This window comes from Pseudoleptotrichia sp. (assembly GCF_057270515.1).
In genome coordinates this window covers 152,325-172,273 of the sequence record NZ_DBHIXS010000001.1, presented here as the reverse complement: position 1 = coordinate 172,273, position 19,949 = coordinate 152,325, and the positions used below count along the sequence as shown (strand labels likewise).

General features: G+C 30.5%; 19 protein-coding genes. 17 read left to right on the top strand and 2 right to left on the bottom strand.

What is annotated here, in order from left to right; all coding sequences use genetic code 11:
- Positions 1 to 33: 33 nt before the first annotated feature.
- The 13 genes from ACO5J6_RS00770 to ACO5J6_RS00710 all read left to right on the top strand — a co-directional run bounded on the left by ACO5J6_RS00770 (position 34) and on the right by ACO5J6_RS00710 (position 14,099).
- A complete protein-coding gene (locus ACO5J6_RS00770; protein ID WP_485641437.1) occupies positions 34 to 1,398 on the top strand; it encodes an ABC transporter substrate-binding protein in 1,365 nt (454 codons plus the stop codon).
- A 101-nt stretch (positions 1,399 to 1,499) separates the two neighbouring features.
- A complete protein-coding gene (locus ACO5J6_RS00765; protein ID WP_485641652.1) occupies positions 1,500 to 3,113 on the top strand; it encodes a PTS transporter subunit EIIC in 1,614 nt (537 codons plus the stop codon).
- On the top strand, positions 3,110 to 3,568 hold the full coding sequence (locus tag ACO5J6_RS00760) for a NanQ anomerase/TabA/YiaL family protein (RefSeq protein ID WP_485641436.1): 459 nt from the start codon (positions 3,110 to 3,112) through the stop codon (positions 3,566 to 3,568). The genes ACO5J6_RS00765 and ACO5J6_RS00760 overlap by 4 nt, the downstream gene beginning before the upstream one ends.
- A 267-nt stretch (positions 3,569 to 3,835) precedes the next feature.
- Positions 3,836 to 4,777 (top strand): GntR family transcriptional regulator YhfZ, encoded by a 942-nt coding sequence (gene yhfZ, locus ACO5J6_RS00755; protein WP_485641435.1) that lies wholly within the window; start codon positions 3,836 to 3,838, stop codon positions 4,775 to 4,777.
- Positions 4,778 to 4,874: 97 nt separating this feature from the next.
- Positions 4,875 to 5,237, top strand: a complete 363-nt coding sequence (locus tag ACO5J6_RS00750) for a PRD domain-containing protein (protein ID WP_485641434.1) — start codon at positions 4,875 to 4,877, stop codon at positions 5,235 to 5,237.
- 16 nt (positions 5,238 to 5,253) lie between these two features.
- The gene (locus tag ACO5J6_RS00745; RefSeq protein ID WP_485641433.1) at positions 5,254 to 5,607 is read left to right on the top strand and encodes a DUF2620 domain-containing protein; all 354 of its coding nucleotides are present in this window, start codon (positions 5,254 to 5,256) and stop codon (positions 5,605 to 5,607) included.
- 70 nt (positions 5,608 to 5,677) lie between these two features.
- Positions 5,678 to 7,009: a YhfT family protein gene (locus ACO5J6_RS00740; protein WP_485641432.1), complete on the top strand. Its 1,332-nt coding sequence runs from the start codon at positions 5,678 to 5,680 to the stop codon at positions 7,007 to 7,009.
- A gap of 68 nt (positions 7,010 to 7,077) precedes the next feature.
- On the top strand, positions 7,078 to 7,950 hold the full coding sequence (locus tag ACO5J6_RS00735) for a phosphotriesterase family protein (RefSeq protein ID WP_485641431.1): 873 nt from the start codon (positions 7,078 to 7,080) through the stop codon (positions 7,948 to 7,950).
- Positions 7,951 to 7,966: 16 nt separating this feature from the next.
- A complete protein-coding gene (locus tag ACO5J6_RS00730; RefSeq protein WP_485641430.1) occupies positions 7,967 to 9,088 on the top strand; it encodes an aminotransferase class V-fold PLP-dependent enzyme in 1,122 nt (373 codons plus the stop codon).
- A 6-nt stretch (positions 9,089 to 9,094) separates the two neighbouring features.
- A complete protein-coding gene (locus ACO5J6_RS00725) occupies positions 9,095 to 10,258 on the top strand; it encodes a YhfX family PLP-dependent enzyme (protein ID WP_485641429.1) in 1,164 nt (387 codons plus the stop codon).
- Positions 10,259 to 10,440: 182 nt separating this feature from the next.
- The gene (locus ACO5J6_RS00720; RefSeq protein WP_485641428.1) at positions 10,441 to 11,658 is read left to right on the top strand and encodes a phosphopentomutase; all 1,218 of its coding nucleotides are present in this window, start codon (positions 10,441 to 10,443) and stop codon (positions 11,656 to 11,658) included.
- Between the two features lie 237 nt (positions 11,659 to 11,895).
- Positions 11,896 to 13,026: an SIMPL domain-containing protein gene (locus tag ACO5J6_RS00715; RefSeq protein WP_485641427.1), complete on the top strand. Its 1,131-nt coding sequence runs from the start codon at positions 11,896 to 11,898 to the stop codon at positions 13,024 to 13,026.
- A gap of 23 nt (positions 13,027 to 13,049) precedes the next feature.
- Complete coding sequence (locus tag ACO5J6_RS00710) at positions 13,050 to 14,099, top strand: SIMPL domain-containing protein (RefSeq protein WP_485641426.1); 1,050 nt, start codon at positions 13,050 to 13,052, stop codon at positions 14,097 to 14,099.
- Between the two features lie 644 nt (positions 14,100 to 14,743).
- Here the strand turns inward: ACO5J6_RS00710 and ACO5J6_RS00705 are convergent.
- Positions 14,744 to 15,034, bottom strand: a complete 291-nt coding sequence (locus tag ACO5J6_RS00705) for a ubiquinol-cytochrome C reductase (protein ID WP_485641425.1) — start codon at positions 15,032 to 15,034, stop codon at positions 14,744 to 14,746.
- Between the two features lie 308 nt (positions 15,035 to 15,342).
- On the opposite strand from ACO5J6_RS00705, the gene ACO5J6_RS00700 reads away from it, so the two are divergent.
- Positions 15,343 to 15,942, top strand: coding sequence for a CPBP family intramembrane glutamic endopeptidase (locus tag ACO5J6_RS00700; protein WP_485641424.1), 600 nt, complete (start codon positions 15,343 to 15,345; stop codon positions 15,940 to 15,942).
- A gap of 154 nt (positions 15,943 to 16,096) precedes the next feature.
- Complete coding sequence (locus tag ACO5J6_RS00695) at positions 16,097 to 16,714, top strand: hypothetical protein (RefSeq protein ID WP_485641423.1); 618 nt, start codon at positions 16,097 to 16,099, stop codon at positions 16,712 to 16,714.
- A 948-nt stretch (positions 16,715 to 17,662) separates the two neighbouring features.
- Here ACO5J6_RS00695 and ACO5J6_RS00690 read toward each other — a convergent pair.
- On the bottom strand, positions 17,663 to 18,256 hold the full coding sequence (locus ACO5J6_RS00690; RefSeq protein WP_485641422.1) for a hypothetical protein: 594 nt from the start codon (positions 18,254 to 18,256) through the stop codon (positions 17,663 to 17,665).
- A gap of 284 nt (positions 18,257 to 18,540) precedes the next feature.
- Here ACO5J6_RS00690 and ACO5J6_RS00685 point away from each other — a divergent pair, with 284 nt between their 5' ends.
- Positions 18,541 to 19,149, top strand: a complete 609-nt coding sequence (locus ACO5J6_RS00685) for a hypothetical protein (protein WP_485641421.1) — start codon at positions 18,541 to 18,543, stop codon at positions 19,147 to 19,149.
- A 20-nt stretch (positions 19,150 to 19,169) separates the two neighbouring features.
- The gene (locus tag ACO5J6_RS00680; RefSeq protein WP_485641420.1) at positions 19,170 to 19,844 is read left to right on the top strand and encodes a hypothetical protein; all 675 of its coding nucleotides are present in this window, start codon (positions 19,170 to 19,172) and stop codon (positions 19,842 to 19,844) included.
- Positions 19,845 to 19,949: the final 105 nt, after the last annotated feature.

Here is a 19,949-nt window from a genome sequence, read left to right as displayed (position 1 = left end):
TAAAAAATTCAAATAAAAATCAGGAGGTAAAAGATGTTAAAAAGATTTTCAAGTTTATTATTAGTAGTATTGACTTTATTATTTGTTGTAAGCTGCGGAAACAAAAAAGACGGTGGAGGGGAAACGGCAGCCAATGGACCTGTAACTATAGACATATGGCTTACTCCTCAATGGAAAGGTGTATATGATTCCAAAGAAGCAGGAGCCGATTATGACAGTTTCCTTAAAAAAGCTGCCGAAGAGTTTAAGAAAGAAAATCCCAATATTACAGTCAATGTTCAGGTAATACCGGGAGACCAGCGTTCAGACAAGTTAAGTGTCGCTATTCAGACAAAGACGTTGCCTGATGCATTTTTTGAATCAATTTTTGCCATGACTCAATATGCACATATGGGTGTATTGGCACCGATTGATGATATAATTGATGAGGAAACAAAAAAGGACATCCCACAGGCAATATGGGATAATGTTCAGATAGGCGGAAAAGTGTATTTTTATCCTTTCGGGAACAATCCGGGAACATTAATGTATAATGCCGATATGTTCAGAAAAGCAGGACTTGATAAGTATATAAAAGGCGAATATGAGATAGCAACATGGACATTGGAAGAATACGAAGAAATATTAAAAACGTTGAGAGAAAAATTACCTCAGGATGTGGCTCCTATGGGACTTTTTGCTAAAAATAATCAGGCCGACACATGGAATGTAGCTTATCTGAGAATGTACGGAAGTCCGTATTTCGGACAGGACGGAAAACTTGTCGTAAATGATGAGGCAGGAGTAAAAGCATTGACAAAACTTGATGAGTGGAGAAAAGCAGGATATACAAACAGCGGACCTGAAAGTTTATCTTCAAATGATGTGTTGGGAATGTTCCAAAATCAGAAACTTGCAATCAGTTTTGCAAATAATAATCTTATGACAAATATAAAAGCTGACATGGAGTCTGGAAAAGTCGGGAAATTTGATTTAAGACTTGCAAATATCCCAGGAGAAAAAGGACCTTTAGCTGTTACATATATAGTTGGAGGAATGGTGTTTAATACAGGAAATAAAGCCAAAATGGAAGCCGCTAAGAAATTCGTAAAATTCTTCAGTACACATAAAGAACTTGTAAAAGCTTCTAAAAATGTTATTCCTGTGAGAAATTCAGTTGCCAAAGAAGTTGAAGTGGAACTGCCTTTCCTGAAAGCTTATCAGGAAAATTCAAAATATATATTCAATTTCTCAAACAATACACCGGGATATGCAGAACTGAGAAACCTTCTGTTCCCTGAATTACAGGCAGTATTTACAGGAGCAAAAAATCCTAAACAGGCTTTAGATTCTTATGTGGAACAGGGAAACAGAGTAATAGAAAAAGAACAGAAAAATTCCCTTGCACTGAAAAAATAAAGAAAGAATATAAATGAAAGGAGTTTATTGGAACTGTCTCAAATGCAGGCTTTTTATCGGAAAAATTTCTGTTTTTGGGACAATTCCAATATTTAAGTATTATGAAAAATATTTTTGCAATATTACAAAAGATAGGTAGGGCATTTATGCTCCCTATAGCAGTCTTGCCTATGGCAGGTATCTTGTTAGGGGTGGGAGGTTCATTTACAAATCCTGTTTTAATAAAAACATATAACCTGACTTTTTTAGAAGCGGGAACACCTTTAAATTATATTTTACAGCTGTTTTCCAATGTGGGACTTTTTGTTTTTGCCAATCTGCCTCTATTATTTGCAGTGGGTGTTGCCATAGGTCTTGCAAATAAAAATAAGGAAACGGCGGCATTATCAGCGGTTCTTGGATTTTTACTTTTTCATACAATAATAGGAACAATTTTAAGCATTATAGGAGTAACACCTGATTCTGTAACTTATGACACTCTTATTGCCGGAGGAATGAGCGAAGCTACAGCGAGAGGAGTAGCGGCATTATATACGAAAGAGCTTGGAATATTTACGTTACAGACAGGAGTTTTTGGTGGAATTGTATGCGGTATAGTCGCGTCAGCAATTACAAATAAATTTTCTGACAAGGTATTACCCGATTATCTGGCATTCTTTAGCGGAAACAGATTTGTCCCTGTAATGACAATTATTTTATTTATACCTGTAGCCGCAGTATTTCCATTTATCTGGCCTACAGTTTTTATGGGAATAGTAAAAGCTGGACAAATGTTTGCAGCGACAGGAGCGGTAGGAACATTCTTCTATGGTTTTACAATGAGACTGTTGAACGTATTCGGACTGCACCATGCAATATATCCTCTGTTCTGGTATACTCAACTTGGAGGTTATCAGGAAGTGGCAGGTAAAATGATTGCGGGAGGACAGAATATATTCTTTGCCCAGCTTGCAGACCCGTCCGTGAAACATTTCAGCGCAGCGGCTACGAAAACAATGACAGGAGGATTTCTTCCTATGATGTTCGGACTTCCTGCGGCAGCTCTTGCAATGTACAGAACAGCCGACAATAAAAATAAAGCCGCGGTAAAAGGTATATTACTATCAGCTGCATTGACATCATTCCTTACAGGGATAACTGAACCGATAGAATTCACATTTTTATTTGTAGCTCCTGTATTGTATGTAATTCATGCAATACTTGAAGGACTGGCATATATGCTTATGTATGTGTTGAATGTGGCAGTAGGTATTACTTTTTCGAGAGGAATAATAGACTTTACGTTCTTTGGACTTTTACAGGGAAATGCGAAAACTTCTTATTACTGGATACTAATATTAGGTCCTGTGTATGCGATAGTTTATTATTTCCTGTTTAAAATATTGATTTTAAAATTCAATATTCCTACTCCCGGCAGAGGAGATTCTGAAAATAAGCTCTATACAAGAAAAGACTATAATGAAGCCAAAGGGAAAAAAGAACTCATAGATGATATTGTAGTATCACTGGGAGGAGCGGAAAATATAGAAAATATAGATGCATGTATTACAAGACTTAGAGTAACTGTAAAAGACCCTTCGGTAGTTTCTGACGATGCAAGATGGAAAGAATTACAGGCAAAAGGAATAATTCGTTCAGGAAAAGGAATTCAAATAGTATACGGCACTCAAGCTGAAATATATAAAAATAAAATAAGGGAGAAATATAAAATATGATTTTTACAAACTTGAATGATAATTTACAAAATAGAAGTCTTTCCCAAAAAATACAGGAATGTATAAAGTTCACCAAAGAAAACAATCTGAAAGAGTACAACCCCGGGAGTTATGAAATTCCCGGGACGGATATTAAATTCAATATAGGAAAATATAATACAAAACCTGAAAATGAATGTTTCTGGGAAAGTCATCTGAAATATATCGATGTACAGATTATGCTCAATGGGAAAGAATATATAGCTTTTAATAATATCCGCAATCTAAAACAGATTAAGATAGAAAAAGAAAATGATTTCATAGGATATGAAGGGGATGAGCTATTCAGAGTACTGATAGAAAATGGAGATGTACTTATTCTTTATCCTGAAGATATTCATATGCCGGGTATGAAAGTCGATGAAAGTATACCGGTAGAAAAAGTTGTTTTTAAAATAGATGTTGACAAAATTTAAGTCAGGTCTGTTTTAAAAATATATGAAAAAATATAGTAAAAAATCTATAAATGTGCTTTCTGTATTATTTCATTGTAAATTTTTTCTCTTAAAGCAGCCCAAATTTAAATTTAAAAAATCTAATTTTAAGAAATAATTATGAGGGATTATTACTACCCTCATAATTTTTTATAAAAAAAGGCTTGACTTTTTGAAATTTTGAGGTATAATTCATTAAAGAAAATTTTCAAATAGTTGAAAATTAAAAAACGTAGGAAGGTGGGAAAGATGAAAAAGAAAGAAATAAAAAAAATGAGTAAGAAAGAAATGAAAAAGATGAGTAAAAGGGACAGAGCAATATTATATATTGCCAGAGAAATTGTTTTTTCAAAAATCGGTGAAAGAATTCCTTCGGTAGTTGAATATTCCGAAAGATATGATATTTCCGTAGGATTGATTCAAAAAGCAATTGTCTTTTTACAAAATGAAAATGCTGTGTCATTTGAAAAAAGAGGCGTGTTGGGGTCATTTGTAAAAAGTATTAACAATGAAATTCTTTTGGAAAAGAGTGATTTCGGCTCTTTAGTAGGGGTAATGCCTTTACCTTATTCCAAAAGATATGAAGGACTCGCAACAGGAATAAAAAACAATTTCGAAAAATGCAAGCTGGATTATTATTTTGCATATATGAGCGGTTCGGAAGTCAGATTAAATCTGCTTAGAAAAGGTACCTATGATTTTGCCGTAGTTTCCAAATTAGCTTATGAACTGGCTAAGAAAAAATACAATGATATTGAAGCTGTATTTGAATTTGGAGAAAAAAGTTATGTTTCAAAACATGTACTGTTGAAAGCAGAGGGAGTAAAGAAAGTCAATAAAATAGGAGTAGACAGAAATTCCGAAGATCAAAAATATATGACAAAAGAATGTCTGAATTTTACTAATCCCGAATATGTGGAGATTGACTATAACGAAACATTGAAGTTACTGAAAAATAAAATCGTAGATGCCATTGTATGGAATTACGATGAAATTGAAGAAAAACAGATAAAAATCGACTATGATAAACTGCCTGAAAGTGAAATCATAAACAAAGCGAGTGAAGCTGTCCTTGTAGTGAGTTCCAAAAATCAAAATTTGAAAAAATTGGCTCAGAAAATTATAGAGATTGATTACATAAGAGATATACAGAAAAAAGTATTAAAAAATGAAATCATTCCGGCTTATTAAATTTTATTTAATAAGCTGGATATTTATTACACAAAATATTCATTTTTTTGAAAGTTTTACGGTTATAATACAGTAATTGGAAAAAAGGAGTTAGAGTGTGGAAAAACTTAAATTTAGAATTGAATTGTTAAAAAATTCGGATGTGATTGACGAGCAAATTTACAATAAAATAATGTCCCTCGTTTCTCATTTGGATAAACAGTGGGATATCAGGTTAACAGAGGAAAATGGAGCAATGTTTATAACACATCTGTCAATGGCACTGAAAAGAATAAAAGAAAATCAAAGTGTGAAAAGTATTGACGAAGGTGTTTTTCAGGAAATACTTCAATCCGATAATATAGAGGAAGTTCAGAAAATTTATGAAGATATTGAAAAAAATGTTTTTAATGAAAAGTTACCCGAAGAAGAAAAAAAATTTATTCTGATAAATTTGTTGCTGCTGAAAGAAAATAAATAAAAAAGGAGGTTCAAAGATGAAAATAGTGATAGGCGGACAGATAGATAAGGAAAATGTTGCCGAAATAGTAAAAAAATATATCCCAAATGCTGTAATAACTATAAAAAGTGATATTGATGCGGCAATGGATATAAAATCAGGAAATGCGGATTATTATTTTGGAGCTTGTAATACAGGCGGTGGCGGAGCATTAGCAATGGCTATCGCCATACTGGGAGCTGATAAATGTGCAACCCTTGCAATGCCGGGAAATATACTGAATGAAGAAAAAATAAGGGAAGAAGTAAATACAGGAAAAATCGCATTCGGATTTACTCCACAGGCTTCAGAGCAAGTAATAAAAATAGTTGCTGAAAATATAAATTTTTAAAAGTAGTTATTTTTTAGACATCTTTAAATTGAAAATACAATAATTATATAAAAAAACAAGGAGGAAAAAAATGGAGAAATTTTTAGTAAGTGCATTGTTGAGCGGTTTCGCTTCAATATTGGCAAATCTTGGAGTTGCGGTATTCAATGACGGATTGAGACCTATGGTTCCTGAATTTTTAGAAGGGAGAATGGACAGAAAAGCTCTCGCTGCAACGAGTTTTGCTTTATCATTTGGTCTTGTAATAGGTTTCGGTATACCACTTTCAATAGGTTCGACCATTATACTTATACACAGTATACTGCTCGGAACGGATATAATAGGAACATCTACTCCAAGAAATAATAACGGACTTATACTTGCAGGAATAATAGGAGCGTTATACGGTATCGGTCTTGTGTTCGGTCTTGAGAAGATTGTAGAATTATTCAGCAAAATGCCTATTGATTTTCTGCCCAGTCTTGCCAAAGTCGGAGCTCCTGTAATTGTAGGATTTTCGGTGTTCCCGGCATTAGTCGTAGGATATCAGTACGGTACAAGAAACGGTGCAATTACTTTACTCATTACGCTGTTTGTAAGACAAATAGTTTCAATATTTGGAAAAATAACTATTACGGAAAATGCCAAAATCACTTTAAATCCTGACGGTATGGCTTTACTTGTAAGTGTTGTTATAATGCTCATTTTTGCTATAAGTGATAAAAAAACGGAAAAGACAAATTCCAACGAAATGCTTGTAGGAATATTTTCGGCAAGAGTTGCAAGAGTTAAGAAAAATATAATTCCTCTGTCTATTATGGGTGGACTTATAGCGGCGGCATGCAGTCTGAGAATTGTGGCAGGAGACCCTATATCATTGAAATTACTTGCTTCAACATTAAAAGATACAACGGGAGGAGATTCGAAAGTCTTTGAAGCGGGACTGGTTGCATTGGCAAGAAGTGTAGGATTTGTTCCGTTAGTAGCAACTACAGCAATAACAACAGGAGTATACGGGCCTGCGGGAATGACATTCATATTTGTGATAGGTATATTTATAAAAAATCCGATTATTTCCTTTATAGCGGGAACTGTAATTTTGGCTCTTGAAATATTACTGCTTGAGCTGATAGCTAAAAGCCTTGACAGGTTTCCCGGGGTCAAAGCATGTGGAGATCAGATAAGAACTGCCATGACAAAAGTTCTTGAGATTTCATTGTTAGTGGGAGGAATGATTGCCGCAGATGAAATGGCAGGTTCAAATGGACTCGGATTTTTATTTGTCGGCGGATTTTACCTGTTAAATAAAACTTCTAAAAAACCTCTGGTAGATATGGCGATAGGACCTGTTGCCACAATATCTTTCGGAATAATATTGAATATATTGTTTATTCTTCACTTGTACGTACCTGTTGTAAAATAATATAGCAATTTATATTTTTTGGAAATTTTGAATATTGAATAAGGATAATCTGAAAAAGGAGAAAGATAATGCTGAAAGACGGTTATACTTTAATGCACGAGCATATTTTTATAGATTTGTCAGGAATAAAAAAGTTGGATGACTGTAGACTTGACTGCAAAAATGAAACAATAGAGGAGTTTAAGAAACTTTATGAAAATGGTGTAAGAAATATAACGGAAGTTACTAATATCGGAATGGGAAGAGATGTAAACTATATAAAGGAAGTTTCCGAAAAGTCGGGTATAAATGTCATTTGTGCAACAGGATTTTATAAAGAACCTTTTTATCCTGAATTTGTCTATGAAAAAAATGAAAAAGAGCTTTCCGAAATAATGAAAAATGATATTTTGAAAGGTATAGACGGAACAGATATAAAAGCGGGAATAATAGGAGAAATAGGTTCAAGTAAAGATATAATAACGGAAACTGAATTGAAAGTGTTTAAATCTGCTATTATTACTCATTTGGAAACAGGAGTTCCCATAACTACCCATACATCTTTGGGAACAATGGGACATGAACAGGTCAGACTGTTTAAGGAATATAAAGTAAATACGGATAAAATCGTAATAGGACATGTGGATTTAAGCGGGAATGTCGAATATATACTGGAAATGTTATATAACGGCGTATATGTGGAATTTGATACAATCGGTAAAAATAATTATCTCGCTGACGATATACGTATAGAAATGCTGAAAGAAATAGAAAAAAGAGAATTGATTGACAGAGTGTTCTTATCAATGGATATTACGAGAAAATCAAATATGGAATATAAAGGCGGAATAGGCTATAATTACATATTTAATGTCTTTATACCTAAACTGAAAGAAGCGGGAATAAAAGAAAACTCGATTGAAAAAATGCTGAAAATTAATCCGCAAAATTTTTATGGATAGGACAGGCGGTGAAAATATGAATACATATCCTCTAAATTCCCTTTCAATTGTCGAAGCACAGGAAAAACAGTTTAAATTAGTGGATATTATTACAAAGAATATGTCAGGGAGTGAATTTTTGGAATTAGGAGATTTAGGCGTCAGAAAAGGAATAAATAGACCGTTGAGAACTGAAAAAATCGAAAAAATCATAGCACAATTTTTCAATGCTGAAGATTGTATACTGACGAGAGGAGCAGGAACACAGGCTATAAGATGGGGGATTTTAGCAGCAGTCAAAGCGGGAGATAAAATTTTAGTCCATAATGCACCTATTTATCCTACAACGGAAATAAATATAAAAAGTATGAATTTGGAAATCATAGAATATGATTTCAACGATTTAAATAAAATTTCCGAAATTTTAAAAGATAATGAACTAAAATTCTGCCTCCTTCAACATACAAGACAAAAACCCGACGATAAGTATGACTTAGATGAAGTCATAAAAAAAATAAGAGAAATAAGAAAAGATATGACGATATTGACAGATGATAATTATGCGGTGATGAAAGTCGATAAGATAGGCTGTGAGTTGGGAGCCGACCTTTCAGCTTTTTCATCATTTAAATTATTAGGACCTGTAGGAATAGGCTGTTTAATCGGGAAAAAAAATATTATTGACAAAGCAAGAAAAATGAACTATTCAGGTGGAGGACAGGTTCAGGGATACGAAGCTATGGAAGTGTTGAGAGGACTTGTCTATGCCCCTGTAAGCCTTGCCATACAGGCACAGGAAAATGAAAAACTCGTAAAAAAATTGGAAAATAAGGAAGAATATCCTTATATAAAAAAAGTATTTTTGGCAAATGCCCAATCCAAAGTTTTATTAGTGGAATTTGAAGAAAATATAGCTGAAGAGATAATAGAAATAGCAGAAACTCTGGGAGCTTTACCAAATCCTGTGGGAGCCGAATCAAAATATGAAATACCGCCTCTATTTTATAAAGTTTCGGGTACATTTTTGAAAAACGACCCGTCCCTCAAGTACAGGATGATAAGAATAAATCCAAACAGAAGCGGAGCTGAAACAGTAACGGAAATATTGAAAAAAGCATACGAAAAGGCAAAAACGACAAAAAAGTGGATAAAGGAGTGATATAACTTGTTTCTTGAAACATTAAAACATAGAAATCCAAATCTTATAAAAACGGCATTTGAACTTCATCAAAAGGGACTTGTTATGCCGGACAGTTATATAATTGATGTGGATACTTTTTTGGATAATGCCGCAAAAATTTTAAAAAAGGCTAAAGAATATAATATTAAACTTTATTGTATGACAAAACAGGTAGGAAGAAATCCTTATTTAGCAAAGGAACTGGAAAAAATAGGATATTCAGGAGTAGTTGCAGTGGATTTTAAGGAAGCTGAACTCTTTATAAATAACGGTCTGAAAATAGGTAATGTAGGTCATATAGTACAAATACCGAAAAATATGATAAAAAAAGTTGTCAGAAGTAATCCTGAAATTATAACGGTCTATTCTTATGAAAAAGCTGAAGAAATCTCAAAAGCTGCTTTAGAGCTTGGGAAAATTCAGGATATTATGTTAAAAGTAAATGATAGCGGCTCTGAAATTTATCCCGGACAGGAATCGGGATTTGAAACTGAAAATATAGAAGAAGATATAAAAAAAATCCTTTCATTAAAAGGAGTCAATATAAATGGGCTTACTTCTTTTCCGTGCTTTTTATACAATAAAGATGAGAAATGTATAAAGCCTACTGAAAATATAAATGCAATAATAAAAGTAAAAAAAATTCTGAAAGAAAAATTTAATATAGAAATTGCACAGATTAATTTACCGTCAGCAACATCGGTGGAAAATCTGAAACTTATTAAAGATTTAGGTGGAACTTATGGAGAACCCGGGCATTCACTTACAGGAACGACACCTATGGCAGAAAAAATTGAAATAGATGAAATACCCGCTTATATTTATATTTCGGAAATTTCCCATAATTTCAGAGGAAAAAGTTATTTTTATGGCGGCGGATATTACCGACGTTCCAATATAAAAAAAGTCATAGTAGGAAACAGTGAAAAAAATTCAGAGATAAAAGTAAATAAAATAAACCCTGATAATATTGACTATTATCTGGAAATAGAAAAAGAAAGAAATATAGGAGATACGGTTTTAGGTTGTTTTAGAGCCCAGATGTTTGTAACAAGGTCAACAATAATTTTAGTTAGAGGAATACAGAAAGGAAAACCTGAAATTATAGGAAAATATACTTCATCGGGAGAAAAAACGGAAAATTTATAGAATAATTTTATACTAATAAAATATTTAAAAGTAAAAGTCGGTATGAAAGCGGCAGAAATGACAGGTATATAAAATAATCTAAAAATAGCGTATTACAAAGAAGTTAGAAAAAAGCTCAAAACGAAAGTATAAAATAAAATTAAGAGTAAAATTTAAAAAGAGAAAGAAATAGAGGTAATAAAATGGAACAGGGAAGATTTATAGTTATTGTACTGGATAGTTACGGAGTAGGCTATATGGATGATGTTTTGGAAGTCAGACCGAGAGATTTCGGAGCCAATACGTGTAAACATATAATAGATAAAATTCCTGAATTAAGACTTGAAAACTTAGAAAAATTAGGATTAATGAATGCTTTAGGAGAAGATTATGGGAAAATGAAAATAAATCCTAAAGCTGTATTCGGAAAATCAAAGCTTATGCATCATGGAGGAGATACATTTTTGGGACATCAGGAAATAATGGGAACCCGTCCTGTAAAGCCTCTGATAGCTCCTTTTAGTTATTATATTGATAAAGTTTATGATGCTCTAATAAAAGAGGGATATAAAGTAGAAAAAATAGGAGATAAAATTCAATATTTATGGGTAAATGACTGTGTTGCAGTGGGAGATAATCTGGAAACGGATTTGGGACAGGTATACAATGTAACTACTACTTTTCAGAAAATTTCTTTTGAAGATGAGCTGAAAATTGGGGAAATTGTCAGAAAAATAGTTGAAGTGGAAAGAGTGATAGTATTTGGTGGAACTGAAGCAACTATAGAAAGCATAAAGGCTGCAAAAGAAGAAAGAGAAGAAAAGTATGTCGGTATAAATGCCCCCAAATCGAAAGTCTATGAAAAAGGCTATATGGTAAGACATCTGGGATACGGGATAAATCCTGAAACTCAAGTTCCGACAATACTTGGAAAGGAAAACATTCCTGTAATACTTGTAGGAAAAGTGGCTGATATAGTTCTTAATGAAAAGGGAAAAAGTTTCCTGAACCTTGTAGATACTTCAAAAATATTTGATATTACCCTTTCGGAACTTGATAAAATTGAAAAAGGTTTTATCGCTGTAAATATTCAGGAAACAGACCTTGCAGGACATGCTGAAAATGCTGAAAGATATGCACAGATACTCAAATTGAGCGATAAATATATAGGCAAAATAATGGAAAAACTGAATGAAAAAGATATTCTCATAATTACCGCAGACCATGGAAATGACCCGACAATAGGACATTCCCAACATACGAGGGAAAATGTACCGATACTGGTTTATAAAAAAGGTTTGGAGTCCGTCAATATCGGTCATCGGGAAACAATGTCCGATATAGGGGCAACAGTTGCAGATTATTTTAAGACGAAAATGCCCGAAAACGGAAAAAGTTTTTTAGAAAATTTAGAAAAATAGAAGAATAGAAAAATAAAAAAATAGAAAATTAGAAGAAATTTTATAAGTTTGACAAAAAGATTTAAAAAATGGACTTGAGAAATAAATTTGACAAACAGATTTGAAAAACAAACTCAAGAAACGAAAAGATAAAACTAAAAAAACAGCTACTGATAAAAAATTAAAATTTTTCAGTTTACTTTAATATTTATCTGATAATATATTGTTATAAAATAAAAATATATGGAGGAAGTAAATATGAAAAAATTTTTAACAGGGCTGTTTCTTATTTTATCAGTATTTTCATTTTCAGAAAATGTCATAAGAAAAATAAGTGTTACAGGAAATTCTGAAAGGGAAGTAGCCCCTGATACTGCAAAGATTTCTTTTCAAATTCAAGTGAAAAATCAGAATTTAAACAATGCTACAAAAGAACTGAAAGAGAAAATAGAAAAATTTAAGTCGGGACTGAAATCTAAAAAAATCGAGCTGACAAATTTTGAAACAATTTCATTTTACAGTAATAAACAGAAAGATTATGAAAATAGTTACATAGAAGATGAACAGCTTGTTTACGAGGACTTTAAAGGTAAAAAGAAAATTGATAAATCTGAAACAAAGAAAAAACCTGCATCATACACAGTACAAATGAGAGTTACTATTAAAAATACTGATTTTGGAAAACTTTCCAAATTAATAGATTTTGCAGGAAACGATAGTCTGAAAAACTTAAAAAAATCCGAAACTGAAAATAATTCTTACTATTTTGTTCTGAATGACAGTGATGTATCATTAAATAACGCTCTAAATAAAACATTAAATAAATTCAGTTCCATAAAATCAAAACTGAATTCATCGGGAATTTCTGAAAATAATATTATTTTCGATGATTATAAAGTGATTGAAAATCAAAGTGTACAGAATGGAAATCCAAAAGATGTGTTTGTAGTTACTGAAAGTTTCACAGTTACTACAAAAAATCTGAAAAATTTAAATGATATTATTTCCCTTGCTGATGACAATTCAATAAATATAAGCGGTTCGATATATTTTGATATTTCAGATAAGGATAAAATTGCTTCGGAGATGTATAATGAAGCTTTCAATCAGGCAAAATCCAAAGCTGTGAGTATTTTAAAATCAAGTAATATGACGTTGAGTTCGCCTCTTGTAGTGAGCGAAGATATAGCATTTCAACAAAAGATGATAGACCGTATTGACAGTGAATGGGGAGTAGCGGCTGAATACGCAGCAGAACCTGTCGCTATGAAGTCCGGTTCTCAGTCAGGGATGGCAATAGCCAAAAAAGGTAGAGACAGAAGAATAGACTATATCCCAAAACCTATTAAACTTTCCCAGAATATATCGGTTTTATATGAAATAAAATAATTTTATGAAAGAGGTTGAAATCAATGAAAAAAATTATAACTTTACTATTTATGCTCTGTTCAGTTTTTTCTTTTTCAGATAACGCATCAGAAAAGAGAATACAAGTCAGGGGAACTGCAACAAAAGAAATTGCTCCAAATTCTGCAAAAATATATTTGCAGATTACTACTCAAGATGAAAATCTTGAAAAAGCAAGTAAGAAAAATGCCGACATATTGGCAAAATATAAAAATTTATTAAGTAAAACAAATACAAAATATGAAAAAATACAATCAATAGACTATAATACCTATAAGAATTATAATTGGGAAAGCACAACGGTAAATAAGGGGAAAAAAGAGTTTAAAACTGTACTGACAGTGGAAGTTGCTCCTTTTAACCTTAATTTACTGAAAAATTTTATGTCTGTTTTAATTCAGAAAAATATCTATGATGTGAAAAGAATAAAAAATGGAAATTATTCTTTTACTGTAGTAGCGAGAGATTCTGATAATAAAGCGTCTTATCAGAAAGCAATGAATGATTTTAACGATATTCAAAAAAAACTTACAGCAAACGGTTTTAGCACTGAAACTGTCAAAATAGCCGGATATGATAACGAAGAAATAAACCTTGAAACTAATAAAGCTTTAAAAAAGGAGCTGTTTACCGTCGTTCATTCTATCGAAGTAAAAACAAGAGATATGCAGAAACTCGGAAATATAATTAATCTTGCCCATTCTCTTGAAATAAATTCTACAGGCGTTATAGAATATGATATTGACAACAAACAGAAAATAGAAGATCAGCTTTATGAAGAAGCTTACAAGGAAGCCTTGAAAAAAGCTCAAAATATATTAAATAAAACAGATTTGAAGCTAAAAAAACCTGTAACAATAACTGATAATTCCAACGGTGTAATAAGAGCTTTTTATTCTTACTATAATGCAAATTATAACGGAAATTCAAATCTTGATTTGTTAAAGGAAACTGACGCAAAACTTATAGAGAAATCACAACAGAATGCAATAATTATCAATCCGCAGAAATCTTCTTTCTCAAAGACAGTATATATAGAATTTGAAATGAATTGACAATCTATAAAACATAATTCTAAAAAATCAATAATAAAAATTAAATGATTTTAGAATTATGTTTTTTATATGTAAAATGAATAATTTTCTGAAAGACTAAAATTATGAAATTATTATATTATTTTTTATATGGAAAATAAATAAGGCTATCTTAAAATTTTGATTTTGAGATAGCCTTATTTAAAAAGATTAGAGAGAAACTTATTAACTGGGACCATAAAGTTTCCCGGAAAACCCGAAACCTGAAAATCTCCCTTGTATCAATTTTTCCATATAATCCCTCCTTTGTAAAATATATTAGGTTGTTAGTTTACATTAATTATACCCCATAAACATTAAAAAAAAATGAGAGTTTCTAATTTTTTGATATAAATTTTTTATCTAAATTATTATTTTGATATATATTATATATTTAATAATCCCAAAAATAGGAATATAATAATTCACAAAAAAATATATTTATTTACTTCTCAAAATTATGCTAAATTGAAACAATTATTTACTAAGAAAAAAGCAAAAATCATTTGAAAGTTCAGAAAGATACTTTTTTCCAATATTTATTTTCTATTTCAAATTATAAAATTTTGAAAAATTTATAAATATATTTTTTTCTATTACTATTACTTACTGTATTATAGTTTTTATTAACGTACATAATTAAAAGTTTCTATAGTTAGATTTTTGTTGCCTTTACCGTAAAATTCTATTTCAAAAACTATTCCTTTATCGAATTTATAATAACTTTGCTCAACTAAATCGATAAAATGAAAAATTTTATTTGTTTTCAAGCTTTTACATGTCATATAGTATTTACCTGATTTTGTTTTTCCTTTTGAGACAATTTCACATTCATTGATAATTCTCAATTTTCCTGATTTTTCAGCAAATGTAAAGACACTGAAAAGCAACAGTAAACCAATAATCAGTTTTTTCATAAAAATACACCTCTCTTTCTGAATTGATATATAGGTTGTAGAAAATAGATAACTATTTTTATTATCATATTTATAATACCATTTAAAAATTAAAATAAAATGAGAACTTTTGTTTTTTAGAAAAAATTTAAGAAAATTATTCAGAAAATATTTTATATCAAAATGAAAAAAATCAAAATAAAAAAGCTCTCATTTTCTTTTAATGTTTGAATGATATATTTATCTTGTAAGATTGAAATGAGGAGTGGTTTTAAATTACGAGTTATAAAAAAATAGAAATAAAAATCAGTTTTTGAAAGGAGAAAAAAATGAATAAAAAAGAAAATAACAATTTGATTATTCTGAGTACCCATACTATGTGTTTTTGTATTCTCGGAATGATGTTTTTGACAATAATTTCATCAATAGGTATTTTTAAATCATTGATAAATGAATACAATCAAAAAATGCAGTATAATGAAATATTTCTTATATTAATAGCAATCTTAGTCGCACCTCCTATAGAAGAATTTATTTTCAGAAAGCTGTTATTCAACTTTTTAAGAAAAAGAACAAAATATTATAATTTAATACAGGCTATACTTTTTGGGCTGGCTCATGGAAATCCTTTACAGTTCATCTATACTTTTTTATTAGGAATTCTGCTCGGAAATATAAAAGATCGTACAGGAAAAGTAAAAATATCAATATTAATGCATATGGTTTTCAATATAACAGGGATATTTTTTCCTATGATACTGAAATCATTGGCGGAAAATCCTTCGATATCTGAAAATACGAAAGGAATGGTAGTTCTTGCTTCAATTATTATTCCGTCTATAATGTTTTTTATTACTTTAAAAATGTTAGGAAAAGGAATGTATAAAATGGTAAAGGAAAAATATATTCCTGAAACAGCAAAAAAATAAATATATTCAATAATATCATATAAAGATATAAATATATAATTATTATATAAATTTTTCAACATACAATATCTATAGTTTTCGGAATTTTGCTAACTGAAAAATATAAAGAAAAAATAAATAAAGAAAAAAATGATAAATTCAGGAGGAAAATAATATGAAAAAACAAACAATAATTTTATTAGGATTAATGTTACTAACAATCAGTTGCGGAGGGCAAGGAGGAGGACAAAATAATAATCAGCAGAATACTCTTCAAAATAATACTCAGAATGGTACGGTTAATAATTCAAATAGCAATAATGGCTTACAAAATAATAATATTGCCAATTCTCCTGACCAGATGTTTAACGCATTGATGAATGCTATACAGGCAGGAGATACATCCAAAATATTTCCCGAGGGGACTTCTCAAAATGTCATTATGCTGTCAGAAGGATATAAAAAAATAACATATAATATCAATAATACTCAGGTAAATGGTAATATTGCCATTATAAATGTTTCAATGAAATATCCCAATATACAGCAGATAGTACAGAATTTTAGACAGGAATTGTCAAATATGAATATAAACAGTTCCGGAAAAAGTGAAGAAGAAGTACAAAAAATAGTTACAAGTGCAATGATGCAATATGTAGCAGAGAAACTAAATGCGGGAAATGTTCAATATATGGAAAAGACAATAAATGTCAAATATGAAAAGAATGGCGGAAGCTGGGTTATGTCCGATGATAATGCGGAATTTGCTACAATATTGTCTTTAGGATTGTAAAATTGGAATATATAAGGCAGATTTTTATATTGCATTCTTATATATATTCTCTGATGACTGCAAAACTGAAAGACATAAAATAGATTTTTTATACTGCATTCTTTATAATGATTATGTATTTTTTGATGATTGCAAAATTGAAAGATATTGGAAGATTGTATGTTAGAATAAAAAAAGGAGAGGTTAAAGAGAGTAAATTTCAAAAAAATGATATAATATAAAAAATAATATAGAAAAAAGTTTTATCAATAAAGAATAAAAAATAATATTTATTATTCCACAAAATTTTAATTATCAAAAAGTTGTCTGCTTCTGAAAAAATATAAATTCGCTTATACATTAACAGTTTAGACAGTTTAATTTTTCAGCTGCCCATTATATTTTTCGATTATAAAATTTTGAATGAATTTATAGATATTATTTTTTATATTATTTCAGTAATTTTAAAATTCTAATTCTTTTTATTAACAGGAGTTATATTTGTTTTCCATATATTGTCTATTTTTGTGTAAAATTTATTTTTAGATGTGATAAAATAAATTTGTCTGTTTTCCATATATTGCCTGTTTTGATGAATTTATAGATGATTGCTTCTGTTCTATAATTTTTAATCTGTTCATTAAATGATGTTTTTACAAGTTTTCTGATCTGCTTTGTATTCTATCATTTTCTGTTCAGAAATACGCGCTGACGGTATTTTTGTAATTTCAACAGCAGCAATACAGAGAGAAAGCATAGAAAATAGTAGAAGTAACAATTTTCTTATATCAAATCAGCTCCTTGATAATTTTATTGTATCTCACCATATAGCTTCCAAAAAAATAAATAAAAAAAACTGTAAAAAATAAAAACAAGAAATAAAAAATAATATTTTTAATAAATAAAATTTTGAAAAATAGTATAAATATTATTTTTTAATTCTCATTTTTTATTTACAGTTCTTATTTCTTATTTGGCAACCATATTAGTCTGCCAGTTATTTCCTACTTTTACAAATCTGTAGACATCTGTAGTATACTGGTATCTTTTTGCATTTGATAAAATATCATCAATAGATTCATTTATCGCTTCAGCAAGAATACCCAAATATTTTTCAGCTTCCTTGTCAGAAAGATTTCTTGATGAAAGGCCCTCTATAGATACTCCTGCCTTTCTTCTGAATTTCTCTTCGATTTTATTGCTGTAGTCTCCATTTCCAATATCAGGAAATTTCGCTCTTAGAGTAACATCAGCTTCATAATCGGATATATAATGGACTTTTGTCACATCGATGTCCATATAATTCATAATACGTTTTACCATTATTGCAACCATATAGGCTTGAGCAGCGTCCAGCTGATTATTGTTTAATGTAGTTGCAATTGCCTGTTCGATCTGAGTTTCAAAACTTTTTTTAAATGAAGATTTTACTTCCCTTTCAATTTCTGCCGTGTTCTGTCTCATTTCCTGATTTGAAATATGTGCCGATGATGCTTTTGTACTTTCAGCGGCGGTAGTAGCCAGCGATAATGCCAGAAACACCATACATAATAATTTTTTCATACTTAAATCATCTCCTTAATTGATTTTTTATAGTTTATCAGATAAACATTAAAGAAAAATGAGAAAAATAAACTGTAAAAATATGTTATAATCATAATATATTATAACTAAATTATAAAGAAAATAAATTATAGAAGAGTAAATAAAAAAAACAAAAAAATAAATAATTTGTTAATAAATCAGGTTATCAAAATTCAAAAAATCAGATTTTACAAGTTCTCATTTTCTTTTAATGTTTATAATGTAAAATAAATTATATAAAAGATAGAAAAGAGGTATATATTATGAAAAGAAAATTGTTTTTAGTATTAATTTTAGGAATAGCGGTATTATCGTGCGGACAAAAACAGGGTGAAGCAAATGAATTAAATAATACGGTAAGCCAGCAAACTACCCAGCAAGGACAAAACTTTCAGAATAATAATATACAGGGACAGCAATCCAATATCCAGAGTCAGCAGCAGACGGTTTCTACAAGCAGCAGATTCGGTAATGCCACAGTAGGATTTATAGATCAGCCTAACGGCTGGAGTTATTTTAAAGATCCTCAAGCTACACCTACTGCTATGCAGCTCTCAAAAAACGGCGTGGATATAATAACACTGGACCAAAATCCTGCGGGCGGGAACAACGCCAAAGAAGCGATAAGCAATATGTATAACGGGCTTGTAAAAGTAGGTTTTATAACAAATAATAATGCGGAACTATTGAACGGAAAAGTAAACGGATACGATGCTCTTATGCTTAAAGCTATAGCTCCTGACGGTAAAGTACTGATGATGATGTTTGTAGATTATAATGGAAAAGTATACTATGTAGCAGTAGAGGGAGCCTCTGAAGAGGTGATGAACACATTGGATATCGTTGATAAAAGCTGGAATCCCGAAAAATAGATATATTTGAGGAGAAAATTATGAAAAAATATATTATTATGTTGTTATTGGGAATATTGTCCGTATCATGTGGAAATAAAGGAAATAATCAGAAAAAAACTGAGGAGAATAATGACATCGATATAACTACAAATAGTAATCAAAATCAGAATATACAAAATACTCAAGAAGGATGGCATAAATTTGAATTGAACGATACTCCTCAAACTTCAGAAAATTCTGGACAGAAAATTTTTGGAAATGCTAAAATAGGATATATTACTCTCCCCGCCGGCTGGAATGTAGTCGGCGGAGAGGGGAGCAATATTGAGGATGGTACTTCGGGAAATAATGGAAAAATTTTTGCAGAAGCTTATTTTCAGGAAGAAGAGGGCAACACTAATTATATAACATTAAGCTCATATTCCACAGATAATTATCCTAATGCCTATTCAATGGCAAAACAGCTATATACTTCACTAAAACAGATGTCTGATGAAAATGAGGGAGTAATTACCGAAACAACCATAAATGGTTATCGTGCCTATCAGGTAGTTGTAAAAAAAGATTATATTTCAAATAATGCTATGGTAATACATTATCTTGATTTTCGAGGAAGAATTTATTCTATCAGTATAGACGGAAGAAAAGATAATATAAAAAGTCTTATAGAAATGGTAAATAAATCGTGGACACCTGAAAGATCTCAAATATAATAAAAACAATCTCTTTTATTTTTAAAATTAAGGAATAAAAAGTGAAAAAATAAAAAATATGAAAAAAGGCTCTTTGTCAAGAGTGGGGGTGGAAAAAGTTCGATA

Excerpts from the sequence above, each read along its gene's own strand:
- ACO5J6_RS00695 (WP_485641423.1), top strand. The coding sequence starts at position 16,097 with ATGAAAAAACAAACAATAATTTTATTAGGATTAATGTTACTAACAATC.
- ACO5J6_RS00700 (WP_485641424.1), top strand. The coding sequence starts at position 15,343 with ATGAATAAAAAAGAAAATAACAATTTGATTATTCTGAGTACCCATACT.
- ACO5J6_RS00735 (WP_485641431.1), top strand. The coding sequence starts at position 7,078 with ATGCTGAAAGACGGTTATACTTTAATGCACGAGCATATTTTTATAGAT.
- ACO5J6_RS00705 (WP_485641425.1), bottom strand. The coding sequence starts at position 15,034 with ATGAAAAAACTGATTATTGGTTTACTGTTGCTTTTCAGTGTCTTTACA.
- ACO5J6_RS00770 (WP_485641437.1), top strand. The coding sequence starts at position 34 with ATGTTAAAAAGATTTTCAAGTTTATTATTAGTAGTATTGACTTTATTA.
- ACO5J6_RS00765 (WP_485641652.1), top strand. The coding sequence starts at position 1,500 with ATGAAAAATATTTTTGCAATATTACAAAAGATAGGTAGGGCATTTATG.
- ACO5J6_RS00715 (WP_485641427.1), top strand. The coding sequence starts at position 11,896 with ATGAAAAAATTTTTAACAGGGCTGTTTCTTATTTTATCAGTATTTTCA.
- ACO5J6_RS00745 (WP_485641433.1), top strand. The coding sequence starts at position 5,254 with ATGAAAATAGTGATAGGCGGACAGATAGATAAGGAAAATGTTGCCGAA.
- ACO5J6_RS00680 (WP_485641420.1), top strand. The coding sequence starts at position 19,170 with ATGAAAAAATATATTATTATGTTGTTATTGGGAATATTGTCCGTATCA.
- ACO5J6_RS00720 (WP_485641428.1), top strand. The coding sequence starts at position 10,441 with ATGGAACAGGGAAGATTTATAGTTATTGTACTGGATAGTTACGGAGTA.
- ACO5J6_RS00760 (WP_485641436.1), top strand. The coding sequence starts at position 3,110 with ATGATTTTTACAAACTTGAATGATAATTTACAAAATAGAAGTCTTTCC.
- ACO5J6_RS00730 (WP_485641430.1), top strand. The coding sequence starts at position 7,967 with ATGAATACATATCCTCTAAATTCCCTTTCAATTGTCGAAGCACAGGAA.
- ACO5J6_RS00685 (WP_485641421.1), top strand. The coding sequence starts at position 18,541 with ATGAAAAGAAAATTGTTTTTAGTATTAATTTTAGGAATAGCGGTATTA.
- ACO5J6_RS00690 (WP_485641422.1), bottom strand. The coding sequence starts at position 18,256 with ATGAAAAAATTATTATGTATGGTGTTTCTGGCATTATCGCTGGCTACT.
- ACO5J6_RS00710 (WP_485641426.1), top strand. The coding sequence starts at position 13,050 with ATGAAAAAAATTATAACTTTACTATTTATGCTCTGTTCAGTTTTTTCT.
- ACO5J6_RS00740 (WP_485641432.1), top strand. The coding sequence starts at position 5,678 with ATGGAGAAATTTTTAGTAAGTGCATTGTTGAGCGGTTTCGCTTCAATA.
- yhfZ (WP_485641435.1), top strand. The coding sequence starts at position 3,836 with ATGAAAAAGAAAGAAATAAAAAAAATGAGTAAGAAAGAAATGAAAAAG.